Raw genomic sequence first — 15,096 nt, forward strand, 5'->3', positions numbered from 1 at the left:
AGTAATAATGAGCGAATGGTGAATTTCCCGGCCCACCGTTGGCAGGCCGGCGCAACAGCGCTAAGCTGGCTGCTTTATGATGTCAGGAGGACGCTATGCTTGAAGCAGTAGAAGGTAATATCCACCAGCGGCTGTGCGCGCTGCTCGACGAGCACCGGGCCCGCTACCGGGTGATGGCGCACGAGGCGGTCGGTCAGTGCGAAGCCGTCTCGGCAATCCGCGGCACCGCGCTTGGCCAGGGCGCGAAAGCGTTAGTCTGTAAAGTGAAAGGAAACGGCGTCAACCAGCATGTGCTGGCGATCCTCGCCGCCGATCGGCAGGCCGACCTCGCCAGCCTGGCCCGGCATATCGGCGGCAGCAAAGCCTCGCTGGCCAGCCCGGCGGAGGTGGAGGCCCTCACCGCCTGCGTGTTCGGCGCCATTCCCCCCTTCAGTTTCCATCCGGCGCTGCGGCTGGTGGCGGACCCGCTGCTGTTTGAACGCTTTCCACAAATCGCCTTTAACGCCGGGCGCCTGGACCGGTCGATCATTCTCGACACCGAAGACTATTTACATATCGCCCGACCAGAGATCGCGACCTTTCGCCGTCTTAGCTAACCGGGCATCCGCCCAGATTTCCGCCGCATGGCGTAAAAATCCTGTTTATTCACGCCACGATGCGTAGAGTAAGCGGGATATTTTTGGCATTCTTATTTTGGCAAGGACCTCTGTACATGTTTGATACCACCCTGTTGATCCTGCTGGGTCTGGCGGCGCTCGGCTTTATCAGTCATAACACCACCGTGGCGATCTCCATCCTCGTGCTGATTATCGTGCGCGTCACGCCGCTGAACGCCTTCTTTCCCTGGGTTGAGAAACAGGGACTGACCGTCGGGATCATTATTCTGACCATCGGCGTGATGGCGCCTATCGCCAGCGGCACGCTGCCGCCCTCGACGCTGATCCACTCCTTTATGAACTGGAAATCGCTGCTGGCGATTGCGGTCGGGGTGTTTGTTTCGTGGCTCGGCGGGCGCGGCGTCTCCCTGATGGGCTCCCAGCCGCATCTGGTGGCCGGGCTGCTGGTCGGTACAGTACTCGGCGTCGCCCTGTTTCGCGGCGTCCCGGTCGGGCCGCTGATTGCCGCCGGGATCATCTCATTGTTTATTGGGAAGTCGTAGCCAGGCTACCGTGATAGCGGCCCGGTGTCTGCCCGAGCCCTTTTTTAAACATGGTGATGAAGGCGGTGGTGGAATCGTAGCCCAGCGCCTGAGCCGTCTGCTGCACCGTCTGCCCGCGGATCAGCAGCTGCAGCGCGAGGATCAGCTGCAGCTGATGGCGCCAGCGGCGAAAGCTCAGCCCCGTTTCGCGCACTACCAGGCGGGCCAGATTCCGCTCGCTCATCGCAAACACCGCCGCCCACTGGCTCAGGGTCTGCCAGCGCGCCGGATCCTCAGCCATCATCGTCACCATTTGACGAATTTTCGGGTGGTTTGATACCGGCAGCTGCAGGTGCTCCTGCGGCTGGCGGGGCAGCTCATCAAACAGAACCTGCACCAGCCGGGCCGTGGCGGGGGCGGCCAGCGACTCTCCGCCGCGCTCCGCCAGAGTAAGGATCAGCTCTCGCACCAGCGGGGAAATCTTTAACGTACAGCAGCGATCCGGCATCGGCGCGGCGCCCGGCTCGATGAACAGGAAGCATACCTGGGCGCCGGGGGTAGCGCGGTTACTGTGGGACAGCTGCCCCGGAACCCACACCGCATACTGCGGCGGCACCATCCACATTGCGTTCTCCACCTCGCAGGTCAAGGCGCCGTGCAGGGCAAGGATCAGCTGCCCCTTACGGTGGGAATGCGCCGGAATAAACTGCTCCGCCTCCACTACCCGGATACGAAAGGCAATGGCCGATTCGTGGCCACTGTCCGGTTCATAGCCATCCAGCCCCAGTCCAATCATCATCTTGTCCGATATTAGCGATAATCTGTCATTTTAGCTTGATTTAAACGAGGGACAAAGCCGCTATCGTAACCCCCCTCGTTAGTTACCTTGAGAATGATATGTCTTCTGTGATCTCCTCTACCGGCCGCCGCCCCGCGCTGCTGATTGCCGGTATCCTGCTCATCGCCACCACCCTGCGCGTGGTCTTCACCGGCGCGGCGCCGCTGCTGGACGCGATTCGTAGCGACTATGGCCTGACCACCGCGCAGACCGGGCTGCTCACTACCCTGCCGCTGCTGGCCTTTGGCCTTGTCTCGCCGCTGGCGGCAGGGGTTGCCCGCCGGTTCGGCATGGAACGCAGCCTGCTGCTGGCGATGCTGCTGATCTGCGCCGGCATTGCCCTGCGCTCCCTGCCCTCCGCTGCGCTGCTGTTTATCGGCACGGCGGTAATCGGCTGCGGCATTGCGCTGGGTAACGTGCTGCTGCCCGGGCTGATTAAACGGGATTTCTCGCAACATGTCGCGCGGATGACCGGCGCCTATTCCCTGACGATGGGCGGCGCGGCGGCGCTTGGTTCGGCGCTGGTGGTCCCCGTGGCGATGGCCGGATTCGGCTGGCGCGGGGCGCTGCTGCTGCTGATGGTCTTCCCGCTACTGGCGCTCCTCAGCTGGCTGCCGCAGTCCCGGCGCCGGGTGGAGACGCCATTGACCGGCTCAGGCGCTATGCATAACCGGGGGATCTGGCGGTCGGCGCTGGCCTGGCAGGTGACGCTGTTCCTCGGCATCAACTCGCTGGTCTATTACGTGATTATCGGCTGGCTGCCGTCGATTCTGCAGAGTATGGGCTATAGCGAAGCGCAGGCCGGCTCGCTGCATGGCCTGCTGCAGCTGGCGACCGCCGCGCCCGGCCTGGCGATACCGCTGATCCTGCATCGGCTGCGCGACCAGCGCGGGATCGCGGTGCTGGTCGCCCTGATGTGCGCCATCAGCGCCGCCGGGCTGTGGCTGTTGCCTGAGCTGGCGATCGGCTGGACGCTGCTGTTCGGCTTTGGCTCCGGAGCCACCATGATCCTCGGCCTGACGTTTATCGGCCTGCGCGCCAGCTCGGCGCATCAGGCCGCGGCGCTGTCAGGGATGGCGCAGAGCGTCGGCTATCTGCTGGCCGCCTGCGGGCCGCCGCTGATGGGCAGGATCCATGATGCCAATGGCGACTGGCATATTCCGCTGCTGGCGGTGGCGCTGATTTCGCTGGTGATGGCGGTCTGCGGCGCGCTCGCCGGACGTGACCGGGAAATTCACCCCTGAAGATGACCGGCAGCGCCCGCTGCCGGTGGAATTATTGTGCCGCGGCGCGGAGAAACGCCTGCACCAGCGGCGCGGGACGCCCGTCCAGCGCGTGACGCTCATGCTGGAACAAGGTGGCGACAAAAAACGGGTGCGTCACCAGCTCGACGGCGCGGATCTCACCCTCTTCATCCCAGCCGGTGACGCGCAGATCGCCCTGCTCCAGCTCCGCCGCAAACGCGCTGCTCACGCCGTACCGGCAGTGGTAGCCCTCTTCAATGCTCTCCCGGCCATAGGCGCGGGCAATCAGCGTATTCGCCCGCAGCTCGACGACGGCAGAGGTCTCCACCAGCGAGCAGCTGAGGGGAGCGATCACCATCCGCCCTTCGCTGTCGGTTTCCGCATGTCCGGCGTCCTGCCAGCCGAGCACGTTGCGGGCGTATTCAATCACCGCGTGCTGAAAGCCGCCGCAGGTGCCGAGGAAAGGAATGCTGTTTTCCCGGGCATAGCGGATCGCGGTAAACGCGCCTTCCGGGTGACGATACGGGCTGCCGGGAACGACCCAGATGGCATCGTACTCCGCCAGCGCCTCGCCGGAGGCGATCGACGGGGTGGCGAGCCAGTCATATTTCACCGGCTGCTCCAGCACGGCGGCGGCATCGTCTATCGCCAGGGGAATGGCCTGATGGGCAACAATATCGGGGTGATAATCGCCGACAAGGGCGAGGCGTAAAGGGATTTTCATAGCAGGTTCCTTATGTCTGGACGAGACGGACAGCACAAGGCACGTCAGAATAGCGATCCCACCTGTGGAACACAATCCTTATTTTCACCCCACCGCCGTGGCCGACGGGTGAGGTATACTGGAAAAAGCGCGTAAGGGAGAGAGAATGAAAAATAAGCTTTTGGTCAGCGCCTGCCTGATGGGATTCCAGGTGCGGTATAACGGTAGCGAGAAGGCACAGCTGGCGGCGACGCTGTCCCGCTGGCAGCAGGCGGGGCGGCTGGTGATCCACTGCCCGGAGCTGGCGGCCGGTCTGCCTACGCCCCGACTGTCGGCGGAGATCCTCGGCGGCACCGGCGGCGATGTGCTTGCCGGACGGGCGCGGATCGTGGAAAGCGACGGCCGCGACGTCACCGGACATTATCAGCTGGCCGCCTGGCTGGCGCTCAGCGCCGCCCGGGAAGCGGGCTGTCAGGCAGCGTTACTCACCGACGGCAGCCCTACCTGCGGCAGCCAGTATGTCTATGACGGTTCCTTTCGCGGACGGCGCAAAGCGGGCGCCGGCGTGGCCGCCGACCTACTCCGCGCCCACGGCATCACGGTATTTTCCGACGGGCAAATCCCGCAGTTGCTCGCCTGGATGGCACAGAAGGAGCAGGATGATGATTCAGTGTAAACGGGTGTATGACCCGCAGGAAAGCAGCGACGGCTATCGGGTGCTGGTCGACCGTCTCTGGCCGCGGGGGATTAAAAAAGAGGCGCTGGCCTGTGATGAGTGGTGTAAGGAGTTAACGCCTTCCGCTGAGCTGCGCAAAGCCTTTCACGGCGAGGCGATCGATTTCGCCCACTTCAGCCAGCGCTATCGTCAGGAGCTCGACGCCCATCGCGAAACGGGCCTGCGGCTGGCGGCGCTGGCGCAACGCCAGCCGCTGACGCTGCTGTACGCCGCGAAGAACACCGAGCAGAATCATGCCCGGGTGCTGGCCGCCTGGCTGGCGGCCCTGCCGGTTACGATTTAGCCGGATGATCCCGGCGCCACAGCGCCCACTCGTCGAGGGTTTCGCCGCTGGGCAGTTTGCACTGGGTGCTGACGCCCTGCGGCGTTTGCACCGGCACCCGGGTGCCGCCGGATTGCTGACAGTATACCGCCGCGGGGTTGGGCATGCCGATGGTTTTCGTCGGCGCAGTGGGCTGCGGCTGGGCACAGCCGGCTAATAACAGTGGCAGAATAGCCAGTAGCTTTTTCATTGTTCCTCCCTTTCCTGAATGCCCGGGGATTTTAGCCTGAATCTCCACGTTTTCTCCATCTTGCCTGCACTTTTCCCCCGTAGAGTAGCCCTGTTCTCGAACTGACCAGAGAACAGATCATTCCATAATCAATGAGTTTTTCCCCGTCGCCCCCGACGGGGCTTTTTTTCCCACCGCGTGGACAAGTATTCCCCAGACAGATGTGATAAATTTAAAAATATCACTGTTTATTTGACGCTGATGTCCGTTTGCAGCCCAATATGCTGGGGTGACGTTTGGCGTGCTGGAGCTGTATTATTCATGTCAGATTTTATTCTTGCCCGGGTGTCGCAAACCCTCGCTGCGGAACAGTCCCTGGAAACCCTGGTGCGCCAGCTGCTGGAGATGCTGGAGGCGGTGACGCGAATGGAGTCCACCTACCTCACCCGCATTGATACCAACGCCCAGCGGCAGCAGATCATGTTCGCCCACAACAGCAGCGAAATGCAGATCCCGGAAGGATTTTCCGTCCCCTGGGATGAATCCCTGTGCAAACGCGCCCTTGAGGATCAGTGTACGTTTAGCAATGACGTTGCCAACCGCTGGCACTCCTGCATCGCCGCCCAGGAGCTGGGAATCGCTACTTTTTTAAGCATTCCCGTCCGCCTGGCCGACGGCTCTCTGTTCGGCACCCTCTGCGCCACCAGCCGGCAACAACAGCCTTATAACCTCGAAGGCGAACAGGTCATGGGCCTGTTTGCGAAGCTCATTTCCCACTACGTGGAAAAAGACACCCTGGTGCAACAGCTGCAGGCGGCAAACGTCGCGCTGGAGCTGCACTCGTCTACCGATGAGCTCACCCAGCTTCCCAATCGCCGCGCGCTGTTTAAGCAGCTGGCGTTACGCTTTGCCTCCGCCCGTGCCCAGCAGCAGCAGGTCTCGCTTATTTTTATCGATCTCGATGGTTTCAAAGCCATTAACGATCGGTTCGGCCATCCGTGCGGCGACAGCTTTCTGGTGCAGGTCGGCAAACGACTCACCGCTGTCGCACGCCGGGAAGATATCGTTGGCCGCCTTGGCGGCGATGAGTTTTTGATCGTCGGTAGCGCCCAGCAGCCTGCCGCACAGCAGGCGTATGTCACGTCCCTGCGTCAGGCTCTGTGCGGCGTCTACTTCCTCGGCGAACAGCGTATCGACTATGAGGGCGCCAGCTTCGGGGTGGTCACCTGCGATCCGCAGAGTATCGATGTTGAAGCGGCCTTACGCGCTGCCGATGAGGCGATGTACCAGGATAAGAAGTCCCGCCGCCAGGAGAATTTCATTCATATTGACTAAAGTACCGCGATATCCAGTATCATGCAGGGCATCATTCGTGGGCACAGGGACACAATCATGAAATTGGGTATTCTTTTCCCGGTGGCGATCTTTATCATCGCCGTCGTCTTTCTCGGCTGGTTTTTTGTCGGCGGCTATGCGGCGCCGGGTGGGGCATAATGAAAAAAAGCACCATTATCATGCTGGTCGTCGCCATCGTGGCGGTGGCCGGCACCCAGTTTGGCTGGTGGTGATCGCCGCGGCGATATTGCGGATTTATCCTATCCCATCAATAAGTTAACCCTTTACACTCACGTTATCCGCCGCGGCATTCTCGGCCCCGGGGAATAAGAATAGCGGGAGAAGTAAGGATGAAAAAACCGATCGTGTTACCGTTGATTATTGCGCTGTGCACGCTGTTATCGGGATGCATTATTGACGATGGATATCATCCCCATCGCCACCACCACCATCATCACTATCATGACGACGACTAATGCTTCACGCTGTTGATAAGCCGATAAGACCGGGCGAACCGCGGTTCGCCCGTTGACGCTTAATCCTGACGATCGGCGCCGAGGAAAATAAAGCCGAGGGGGATAGCGAAGAGCGCGGTAAAGACAATGCTGTAAACCGTCACCATCGCCCCCTGCAGGAAGAACATGGACGTCGTCCACTCTGAGTACGGCATATTGTACTCGCTCACCACGCCCCCGAAGGTCGCCCGCCCCACTACCGCCAGCGCGATAGCAAACACCACCGCGAGCGACAGACAGTATTTTTTGCAGTTTTTATTGCTGAGGAGTTTTTGCAGAATCATCGGGGCTTCCTTTTTGCTGAGCGATAAACGGCTGTATATGTAACACCAATGCAATAAAAAATGAAGGGTTTTTGTTACAGGGCAGAATAAGAGACGGCGGGCCGGTCAGCGGGTAACCGGCCCGTGGGGATCAGGACTGCAGGGTAGCCAGGCGCGCGGCGAACCCGACGAAAACCAGACCAATCAGGCTGTTGCCAAGTTTTGCCAGCTTCTTGCGGGTTTTGACGTAGCGGGTGACAAACGAGCCGGAGAGGATCAAAAAGCTCATATAGCAGAAGCTAATCACCTCGAGGGTCAGCGCCAGGATAAAGAACGCCACGCCGGGAGTTTTGGCGTTGACATCGATAAACTGCACGAAAAACGACACATAGAACAGAATCGCTTTCGGATTGGTCAGGCTCAGGGTCAGGGAGCGCTTGAGGATCGCGCTCGCCGGCTCCGCGCTGGCATCGGACTGGCCGTCGCGCTGGGTCAGCACCGCATAGAGCATTTTGCCCCCGAGCCACAGCAGGTAAATTGCCCCGAGGTAGCGCACGACGTTAAACAACACCGGCGTGGTTTTAATCAGCGTCGCCACCCCGGCGAAGGCCAGAAACATCAGCACTGCGTCGCCAATAAAGACGCCCGCCGCCGCCAGATAGCCTTTCTTCACCCCGTGGGCAATGCCCGTTTTCAGCACGAAAAACGTATTAGGGCCAGGAACGAGGATGATAAACACCGCCCCGACCAGATAGGTTAAATAATTCAGAACACCAAACTCAGCGAACACTCTGCACTCCTTCGCGCACGACTAAAACATGATCCGGCTCACGTTACCCCAACTGTCGGGATTTTGAAAGCGCAGCCTGTGCGGGAAGGTTAATAGACGGAAGGTTCGCCCAGCGGGCGGGTTTTAAAACGACGGTGTACCCACAGATACTGCTCGGGAGCGCGCAGGATCTCGCGCTCAATAACCTTGTTGATATAGCCGGCGGCGATCTGCTTATCCTCACCCGGATAGTCATTCATCACCTCGCTGATATGCAGGCTATAGCCCCGGCGATCCAGCTTACGTACCATGCTGATGCTCAACATTTTCGCGCCCGATAAGCGGGACAGGACATAGGTGCCGTTGGTGGTCGCCGCCTGCGGGACGGAGAAAAAAGGTGCAAAGACGCTGCCCTTGGGACCGTAATCCTGATCGGGCGCGAACCACACCGCTTCACCGGATTTCAAGGCATGCACCAGACCGGTCAGGTTGTTACGATCGATCATCGCTTTGTTCGAACGCAGGCGACCGCGGGTTTGCACCCACTCCATCAGCGGGCTGTTGTGCGGCCGGTAGGTGGCCATCATTGGCCGACACAGCCCCATCGCGCGGCCGCCCAGCTCCAGCGACATAAAGTGCACGCCGACGACCATTACCCCTTTCCCACCGCTAAGCGCGTGATTAAGGTTGGCGAACCCCTCGACATCAAACCATTTTTTGACCCGCTCGTCGCTCCAGAACCAGGCCATGCCGGTTTCGATAAGCCCCATTCCCAGCGACATAAAGTTTTGATCGATCAGCGTCTCGCGCGCCGCTGGCGACATGTCCGGGAAGCAGAGTTCGATATTACGCCGGGCGATATGTTCGCGGCGTTTAAGAAAGCGACGGGAAAGGCGACCAGCGCTGGTGCCGATAAAATGCAGCAGCGGATAAGGCAGTTGCACGATTAACCAGAGGATGCCGAGCCCGAACCAGGTCAGCCAGTTACGCGGGTGTAAAAGTTGTTTATTAAATACGCAGGCCATGATTTTTCCTGTAAACATTAATTATGTGGTAACGCTTAAGGAAAACAGAATCCATTTATCATCATTAGGCGGTACGTACAGCAAGTTCGACAATACTAATCCGCTGAAATTCCCTCCGGCAAGTAAAAAACAGCAAGCTGACAAAAAAACATAATTGCGGCACATATGTTACTAAATGTAAACTTAAATCTTGAACCACGCTCAATATATTCATCATGCATATCATTTTCACGCTAATCATCAGCGTTACTAACGAAAACAACCGAAAGCTGCCGCAGTGTGGCCCTGGCCGCCGGTGGCAGGCGTCCGCTGAGCCGCGCGATCGGCGGCCTGACCGCGTTGGGATGCATCGTAGTCTGGCAAAGCGAGTATTAAACGCGTCCCACTGCGAAATGCATCTTTTTTAATCCGTCAGCATAAAAAAGATTAAAACGACTTTAAGACAACAATTAAGAATAGACTTATTTAAACCTGCTTTTAAAATAAGCGCGTTGCATTGAAATACTGTGCCCGCCGGACAATAAAAAATATTTCTTTACGCCTCGTGGGAAACACAGGTGGAGTGAATGATGGGCAATCATCCGCCATCGATTTGCATGGAAGCCAGGTCATTGAGAAGAAAGCACGGCGAGGGTGTGAAAAACGCCCTCGCCGCAGAGGATCAGTAGGTATGGAAATATTGCTGAATCAGCTGCGGATCTTTAGTCTGCGTCAGCGCGGTCATCAGCAGTATACGCGCTTTTGCCGGGTTGAGGGAGTCGGCCACCAGCCCGGGCTGGCTGTCATCCGGCGGTACGACGCCGCTGCCGGTACGGGAGGCTCGCACCACCACGATGCCCGCCTGCTGCGCTTTTTTGATACCGGCGGCGCTACGTACCGACACCGACCCCGCCCCGGTTCCGGCGTAGATAATACCGTCGGCATGATGGGCGATCGCCGCATCGTACATATACTCCGGATCGTCCTGGTAACCATAAATAATCACCACCTTCGGCAGAACCTTCAGCTGACGCACATCGAACACCGAGCGCAGCGTGTGAATTTTATCCACCCGCGTCTCGAACTGGGGTTTTCCGCCCACCACGACACCAAGATAGCCCTCCTCGGGCGCCCGGAAGGTATCCAGCGAAGTGGCATTAGTTTTGGTGACAAAGCGCGCCGCGCCGATGCGGTCGTTAAGCACCACCATTACCCCGCGTCCCCGGGCATCAGGATCGGCGGCGACCGTGACCGCTTCCAGCAGGTTCATCGGCCCGTCGGCGCTGATCGCCGTCGCCGGGCGCATCGCCGCGGTAAAGACCACCGGCTTGTTGCTTTTCACCGTCAGATTGAGGAAATACGGGGTTTCATCCAGCGTGTCCGTGCCATGGGTGATCACCACGCCATCGACATCGTCCCGAGCCAATAGCGCATTCACCCGCTTCGAGAGCTGGAGAATAATATCGCTGGTCATATTCTCACTGCCAATATTGGCCACCTGCTCGCCCTCGACGTGAGCGATTTTACTCATTTCCGGCACGGCGTTAATCAGCGTCTGCACCCCAATCGCCCCGGCTTTATAGCCGGTTGTTTGGGTATTGCTGGCCGCCGAACCAGCAATCGTTCCGCCGGTGGCTAAAATAACAATATGCGGAAGACGCGTCTCGCTAAACGCCAGGCTGCTCATCGTCAATAACGCAATGGCAAGTAATGCTCTAAAATTCATACAGGTCACTCCCTTCATAGACATTAATCAAACTTACGCTTGCTTAATGCAAAGGGCTTGCCAGAATTCATTTCTTTTCTGGGGGGGAAATGGTTAACTATCAGACAATAATAAGGTTCTTAGGACGATATCGCCCAACTCTGGTGCACCACTGGATCTGAAACGGGCAGAGCTATGAACCAAAACATTCTGAGGATTTACCTGTTCAGCAACACACAACACGCATTGCGATCAGATTATCGACACTTCCGTCACCGGCGAGAGCATTTTTGCCCGCCAGGTCACGCGAACGGAGAACAGAGATGCGTATTGCCCTGAAGTCGGCCCTGATGCTGACCACCAGAGTCATCCAGATCATTAACCCTGAACTGCACCGGCATATGCAACGAACGGCCTTAATCGCCCTGACGCTGGCGCAAAGGCTGGAACTGCCTGACGAACGGCAGCAGACCATTTTTTGCGCCGCGCTGCTGCACGATATCGGCGTGCTGGGGGATAAACGCACCATTCATTCGCTGGATGCTATCGATAATATCCACGACCCGCATCAGCGCCAGGGTGTGGCGATGCTGGAGGGATTAGCGACCTTCCAGCCCATCGTTCCCTTTATTCGCGATCACCATTTTAGCCCGAACCACCGGGGCTCCCGCGAACAGCACATTGTCTATTTCGCTGATGCCTTTGAACGGCTGCTGCCGGCCGATAGCCACGTTGCCGCCTGGCCCACGCGGGCGGTGGTGGAACAGTTCGTCGCTTTGCATCGGGAGATCGATCCGCCGCTCTGCGATATCCTGTGCGAGGTCGCTGAAAATGCGAACTTCTGGCAGCACCTTCACCCCGGCCATATTCAGCGGCTGCTGGAGATTATTGGCCCCATCAACACGCGCTATCTGGATATTCACGGTCTGAAGGATGTCTGCCTGCTGATTGCCAAAATCGTCGACACCTACAGCAGCTTTACCGCCACCCATAGCATCATGGTGGGGGAAATCGCCCGCCAGCTTGCCCGCTGGATGCTGCTGCCGGAGCCCACCTGCCAGCAAATACAGATAGCCGGCTATCTACACGATATTGGCAAGGTCTATATCCCACTCTCCATTCTCGAAAAAGAGGGCGAGCTGGATGATGAGGAGCTGAGTCAGGTGCGGGAACACAGCTACATGACCGGCGAACTTCTCAGCGACTATAGCGAGCTCGGCGACATCATTAACTGGGCCTCGAATCATCATGAAAAAATGGACGGCAGCGGCTACCCTCTGCATCTCGAAAAGGAGCACCTGACCCTCGCCGACCGGATTATCTCCATCGCCGATATTTTCACCGCGCTGACCGAAGATCGCCCTTATCGTAAAGGGATGGCCTGGCAGGAAGCCTTACAGATTATGGAAGCGGATGTTATAAATGGCGCTCTGGATAGCGATGTCTTCCTCGTTTTGCGCCACCATGCGGAAACGCTACACGCCATCATTCTTCAGACCCTTGCCCCTCTGCATAGCGAGCGCCGCCTCTGAAGCGGGCCGCCGTCGTGGCGGGGGCGGAGTTCTATAATCAAAACAGCTTCATCTGCATGCAAGGAAATTCACGGTGAGAATCGCCACCATCACTAACTGGGCTTACGGGATCACCGTTGGCCTGACGCTGGCTTCCGGGAGCGCTATGCTCATGGCCTCCAGCGCCGACCGCGTCGAACGCCAGGCGGTACAGCAGCGCCAGGTCTTTGATACCCTCTCCGACGAGGTGGAAAACGACGCCTGGGCGCTGTCTGACCTCGCCCGGCTGTACGTGATAAAGCCTTCGCCGGAGACGCTTACGCAATATCAGCAGCTGCAGCAGACCGACAAGAGCATAGAGCAGCGGCTGGGCGGCCTGAAAGATAACGGCGCCAGCCGCGAGGAGCTGGCGCTGCTCCAGGATGGCCTGCGGATCGCCAATGAGCTACAGGATGAACAGCAGGCGGCCCTGGCGCATGTCGCTCGCGGCGATGCGCCAGCGGCCATCGCGGTGCTGTACGGCACCGCGTACGAGACTGAACTGGAGCGCATGCAGACGCAGATCGATCGCTTCCGCCAGATGCTTGAGCATCGCGCCGCCGTCGCTATCGACCAGGCCACCGAGCGCTCGCGGATCTGGCGTACGCTGTCGGAAATCATGGTCGGCCTGACCGCCCTGATGTTTTTGTTCGTCCTCGGCTTCATTCTCAAACGCCGGGTGCTCTACCCGGTGGTTCGCCTGAGCGACGTAGTCCAGCGTCTCGCCTCCCAGGATTATGCGGTAGAGACGCCGCACTTTACCCAGGTGGATGAGATTGGTGACATGGCTCAGGCGATCCGCATTTTTCGCGAGAACGGCCTGGCCCGCCAGCGGCTGGAGCAGCAGCGCGACGCCGACTGGGCGATCCGCGAGCTGCTGGCGCGTATGACTCAGCGGCTGCAGGGCTGTGAAACCATTGAGGATGTGATTAAGGTGGCGGAGCGGTTTGCGCCGAATATCGCCCCGACGATCCCCGGTAAACTGTATGTTCTGGATACCGACCCCTGGCAGATGCGCTGCGTAGCGCAGTGGCTGTCGCCCGCCGGTGAGACGACGCCCTTTTCTCCCGACGACTGCTGGGCGATACGGCGGGGACTCAGCCATCCGCCGGTGCAGGGCGAGCCCGATATCACCTGCTATCATCTGCCGGAGACGCACGCCGGCCAGTCGCTCTGCGTACCGCTCATCGCCCAGGGCGAAGCCATTGGCCTGCTGACCTTCCAGAACGTCACCGCCGGTGACGCTCCTTCCCGGGCCTATCTCGAGCTGATGGCGGAAGCGTTGGGCCTGGCGCTGGCCAATCAGCGTTTGCGCAGCGCCCTGCTGGAAAAAGCGCTGTTCGATTCCCTGACCGGCCTGCGTAACCGCCATCATCTTGACGAAGCGCTGCATTCGCAGATGGCGCTGGCGGTCCATACCCATACTCCGCTGAGCTGTCTGATGATCGACATCGATCATTTTAAAACCATCAATGATCGCTATGGCCATGAGGCTGGGGATCTGGTGATTAAGAGCGTTGCGACCATTGTGCAGCGCGCGGTGCGCGATATCGGCATGGCTTTCCGCTACGGGGGCGAGGAGTTTTTAGTGCTGCTCCCCGGGATTGACGAAGCCGGGGCGCACCAGTGCGCCAGCGAGATCTACACCCAGGTGCGCAATATGACGCTGCGTGATGGTCTGACCGAGATAGGCCAGGTGGATGTGTCGATTGGCATCGCCAGCTACCCGCAGCACACCCAAAGCGATAGTCTGCTTCGCGCGGCGGATGCCGCGCTGTACCGGGCGAAAGAGCTGGGCCGTTCAAGGATTGTCAGCTTTGGCCGCCTGAAGACCAGCTAACCGGGACTATCGCTCAGCGGTATTAAGCAGCGAGATAACTTTCCTTACCACTGCCGAACGAATATGGCGGTGGTAAACCATGCTCAGCTCACTCTCCGCCAGCCGATCCTGGAGATCGATATACACCACGTTATCAAGGCGTAAGGCCCGCGCCGAGAGCGGAACCAACGCCACTCCCACCCCGGCGGAGACCAGGCTAATCATCGAGGTAACGTCGTTAATCCGCTGCGCCACCTGCGGCGTAAAGCCCGCGACGCGACAGGCATCCATAAAAACCTGCTCCAGTCCGGTGCCCTGCGGATCGTCAAGCGAGATCCAGTTGTCAGTGCGCAATGAGGCCAGATTAAGCGCGCCCACGCCGGCCAGCGGATGCTGTTGATAGAGCGCCAGGCAGAGCTTTTCACGTACAAACGGCCTGACCACCAGCGCGTCCGGCGGCGAGGCCAGCGGCGCGCGGATGATGGCGATATCCAGACGCAGATCCAACAGCGCTTCGTAGAGCATTTGCACATCCCCCTGGACCAGCGACAGCTCAATCCCCGGCCAGTCGGCGCGCAGCCGGCGCAGGAGCCCCGGCAGTTTACTGTCGTACATCGCGCTGGAGACATACCCCAAATGCAGCCTCCCCTGCTCGCCCCGCGCGGTGCGCTGGGCGTCCAGCACCGCCTGATCGGCCATTTCCAGCGCCAGCCGCGTCTTGTGTAAAAAGGCCTCGCCCGCGGCGGTCAGAGTCAGACGGCGGTTAGCGCGGGAAAAGAGCACCACGCCCAGGCGCTGCTCAAGCTGCTTAATCTGCTGACTGAGGGCGGGCTGGGCGATATGTAACCGCTCCGCCGCCCGGTGCATATGCAACTCTTCGGCAACGACCACAAAATGGCGTAACGCTCGCAAGGACATGGTCGGACTCCTCCCTACAAATTGATAAGAAAAAGCTTATCAATAAAGCATAAATGATGCAATTGATA

Annotated in this window: 19 protein-coding genes; 11 read left to right on the top strand and 8 right to left on the bottom strand. The window is 59.2% G+C overall.

Annotation, left to right across the window (positions count from 1 at the left end; all coding sequences use genetic code 11):
- The first annotated feature begins 95 nt into the window (after positions 1-95).
- Both AB1E37_RS15200 and AB1E37_RS15205 read left to right on the top strand, forming a co-directional pair.
- The gene (locus AB1E37_RS15200; RefSeq protein WP_002901088.1) at positions 96-596 is read left to right on the top strand and encodes a YbaK/prolyl-tRNA synthetase associated domain-containing protein; all 501 of its coding nucleotides are present in this window, start codon (positions 96-98) and stop codon (positions 594-596) included.
- A gap of 116 nt (positions 597-712) precedes the next feature.
- On the top strand, positions 713-1,159 hold the full coding sequence (locus tag AB1E37_RS15205; RefSeq protein WP_002901080.1) for a DUF441 domain-containing protein: 447 nt from the start codon (positions 713-715) through the stop codon (positions 1,157-1,159).
- On the opposite strand, the gene AB1E37_RS15210 is transcribed toward AB1E37_RS15205, so the two are convergent.
- Positions 1,143-1,937, bottom strand: coding sequence for a helix-turn-helix domain-containing protein (locus AB1E37_RS15210; RefSeq protein ID WP_004224197.1), 795 nt, complete (start codon positions 1,935-1,937; stop codon positions 1,143-1,145). The two genes, AB1E37_RS15205 and AB1E37_RS15210, sit on opposite strands and share 17 nt — an antisense overlap.
- 107 nt (positions 1,938-2,044) lie before the next feature.
- Here AB1E37_RS15210 and AB1E37_RS15215 point away from each other — a divergent pair, with 107 nt between their 5' ends.
- Positions 2,045-3,220, top strand: coding sequence for a CynX/NimT family MFS transporter (locus AB1E37_RS15215; RefSeq protein WP_074442794.1), 1,176 nt, complete (start codon positions 2,045-2,047; stop codon positions 3,218-3,220).
- 31 nt (positions 3,221-3,251) lie between these two features.
- Here AB1E37_RS15215 and AB1E37_RS15220 read toward each other — a convergent pair whose 3' ends face one another.
- Positions 3,252-3,944 carry a CTP synthase gene (locus AB1E37_RS15220; RefSeq protein ID WP_004224192.1) on the bottom strand — a complete coding sequence of 231 codons (693 nt, stop codon included), beginning with the start codon at positions 3,942-3,944 and terminating at the stop codon, positions 3,252-3,254.
- A gap of 145 nt (positions 3,945-4,089) precedes the next feature.
- Between AB1E37_RS15220 and AB1E37_RS15225 the strand changes: the two genes are divergently transcribed.
- Both AB1E37_RS15225 and AB1E37_RS15230 read left to right on the top strand, forming a co-directional pair.
- The gene (locus tag AB1E37_RS15225) at positions 4,090-4,599 is read left to right on the top strand and encodes a DUF523 domain-containing protein (protein ID WP_032447483.1); all 510 of its coding nucleotides are present in this window, start codon (positions 4,090-4,092) and stop codon (positions 4,597-4,599) included.
- A gap of 4 nt (positions 4,600-4,603) precedes the next feature.
- Positions 4,604-4,942, top strand: coding sequence for a DUF488 domain-containing protein (locus AB1E37_RS15230; RefSeq protein ID WP_014343000.1), 339 nt, complete (start codon positions 4,604-4,606; stop codon positions 4,940-4,942).
- Here the strand turns inward: AB1E37_RS15230 and AB1E37_RS15235 are convergent.
- On the bottom strand, positions 4,932-5,171 hold the full coding sequence (locus tag AB1E37_RS15235; protein WP_004179368.1) for a DUF333 domain-containing protein: 240 nt from the start codon (positions 5,169-5,171) through the stop codon (positions 4,932-4,934). The genes AB1E37_RS15230 and AB1E37_RS15235 overlap by 11 nt on opposite strands.
- Before the next feature lie 300 nt (positions 5,172-5,471).
- Here AB1E37_RS15235 and AB1E37_RS15240 point away from each other — a divergent pair, with 300 nt between their 5' ends.
- From AB1E37_RS15240 to AB1E37_RS15255, 4 genes are all read left to right on the top strand, one after another.
- Complete coding sequence (locus AB1E37_RS15240) at positions 5,472-6,485, top strand: sensor domain-containing diguanylate cyclase (RefSeq protein ID WP_004176549.1); 1,014 nt, start codon at positions 5,472-5,474, stop codon at positions 6,483-6,485.
- A 57-nt stretch (positions 6,486-6,542) separates the two neighbouring features.
- A complete protein-coding gene (locus tag AB1E37_RS15245; protein ID WP_004150782.1) occupies positions 6,543-6,644 on the top strand; it encodes a YoaK family small membrane protein in 102 nt (33 codons plus the stop codon).
- 20 nt (positions 6,645-6,664) lie between these two features.
- The gene (locus AB1E37_RS15250; RefSeq protein ID WP_139155684.1) at positions 6,665-6,718 is read left to right on the top strand and encodes a hypothetical protein; all 54 of its coding nucleotides are present in this window, start codon (positions 6,665-6,667) and stop codon (positions 6,716-6,718) included.
- A gap of 117 nt (positions 6,719-6,835) precedes the next feature.
- Positions 6,836-6,961, top strand: a complete 126-nt coding sequence (locus AB1E37_RS15255; protein ID WP_004140488.1) for a hypothetical protein — start codon at positions 6,836-6,838, stop codon at positions 6,959-6,961.
- A 59-nt stretch (positions 6,962-7,020) separates the two neighbouring features.
- On the opposite strand, the gene AB1E37_RS15260 is transcribed toward AB1E37_RS15255, so the two are convergent.
- The 4 genes from AB1E37_RS15260 to fraE form a co-directional block, all read right to left on the bottom strand.
- A complete protein-coding gene (locus AB1E37_RS15260; RefSeq protein WP_004140489.1) occupies positions 7,021-7,284 on the bottom strand; it encodes a DUF2534 family protein in 264 nt (87 codons plus the stop codon).
- A gap of 130 nt (positions 7,285-7,414) precedes the next feature.
- Positions 7,415-8,053 carry a leucine efflux protein LeuE gene (gene leuE, locus AB1E37_RS15265; RefSeq protein ID WP_004150783.1) on the bottom strand — a complete coding sequence of 213 codons (639 nt, stop codon included), beginning with the start codon at positions 8,051-8,053 and terminating at the stop codon, positions 7,415-7,417.
- 89 nt (positions 8,054-8,142) lie between these two features.
- Positions 8,143-9,057 carry a kdo(2)-lipid IV(A) palmitoleoyltransferase gene (gene lpxP / locus AB1E37_RS15270; protein ID WP_004148038.1) on the bottom strand — a complete coding sequence of 305 codons (915 nt, stop codon included), beginning with the start codon at positions 9,055-9,057 and terminating at the stop codon, positions 8,143-8,145.
- A 661-nt stretch (positions 9,058-9,718) separates the two neighbouring features.
- A complete protein-coding gene (gene fraE / locus AB1E37_RS15275; protein ID WP_004150784.1) occupies positions 9,719-10,762 on the bottom strand; it encodes a fructose-asparagine asparaginase in 1,044 nt (347 codons plus the stop codon).
- Positions 10,763-11,064: 302 nt separating this feature from the next.
- Here fraE and AB1E37_RS15280 point away from each other — a divergent pair, with 302 nt between their 5' ends.
- Positions 11,065-12,273, top strand: coding sequence for an HD-GYP domain-containing protein (locus tag AB1E37_RS15280; RefSeq protein WP_004224183.1), 1,209 nt, complete (start codon positions 11,065-11,067; stop codon positions 12,271-12,273).
- Between the two features lie 73 nt (positions 12,274-12,346).
- Positions 12,347-14,131, top strand: a complete 1,785-nt coding sequence (locus AB1E37_RS15285; RefSeq protein ID WP_019705575.1) for a sensor domain-containing diguanylate cyclase — start codon at positions 12,347-12,349, stop codon at positions 14,129-14,131.
- Positions 14,132-14,137: 6 nt separating this feature from the next.
- On the opposite strand, the gene AB1E37_RS15290 is transcribed toward AB1E37_RS15285, so the two are convergent.
- Positions 14,138-15,028, bottom strand: coding sequence for a LysR substrate-binding domain-containing protein (locus tag AB1E37_RS15290; protein WP_004150788.1), 891 nt, complete (start codon positions 15,026-15,028; stop codon positions 14,138-14,140).
- Positions 15,029-15,096 lie beyond the last annotated feature (68 nt).

Source organism: Klebsiella sp. Shm-1, from assembly GCF_040804525.1.
GTDB lineage: Bacteria > Pseudomonadota > Gammaproteobacteria > Enterobacterales > Enterobacteriaceae > Klebsiella > Klebsiella pneumoniae.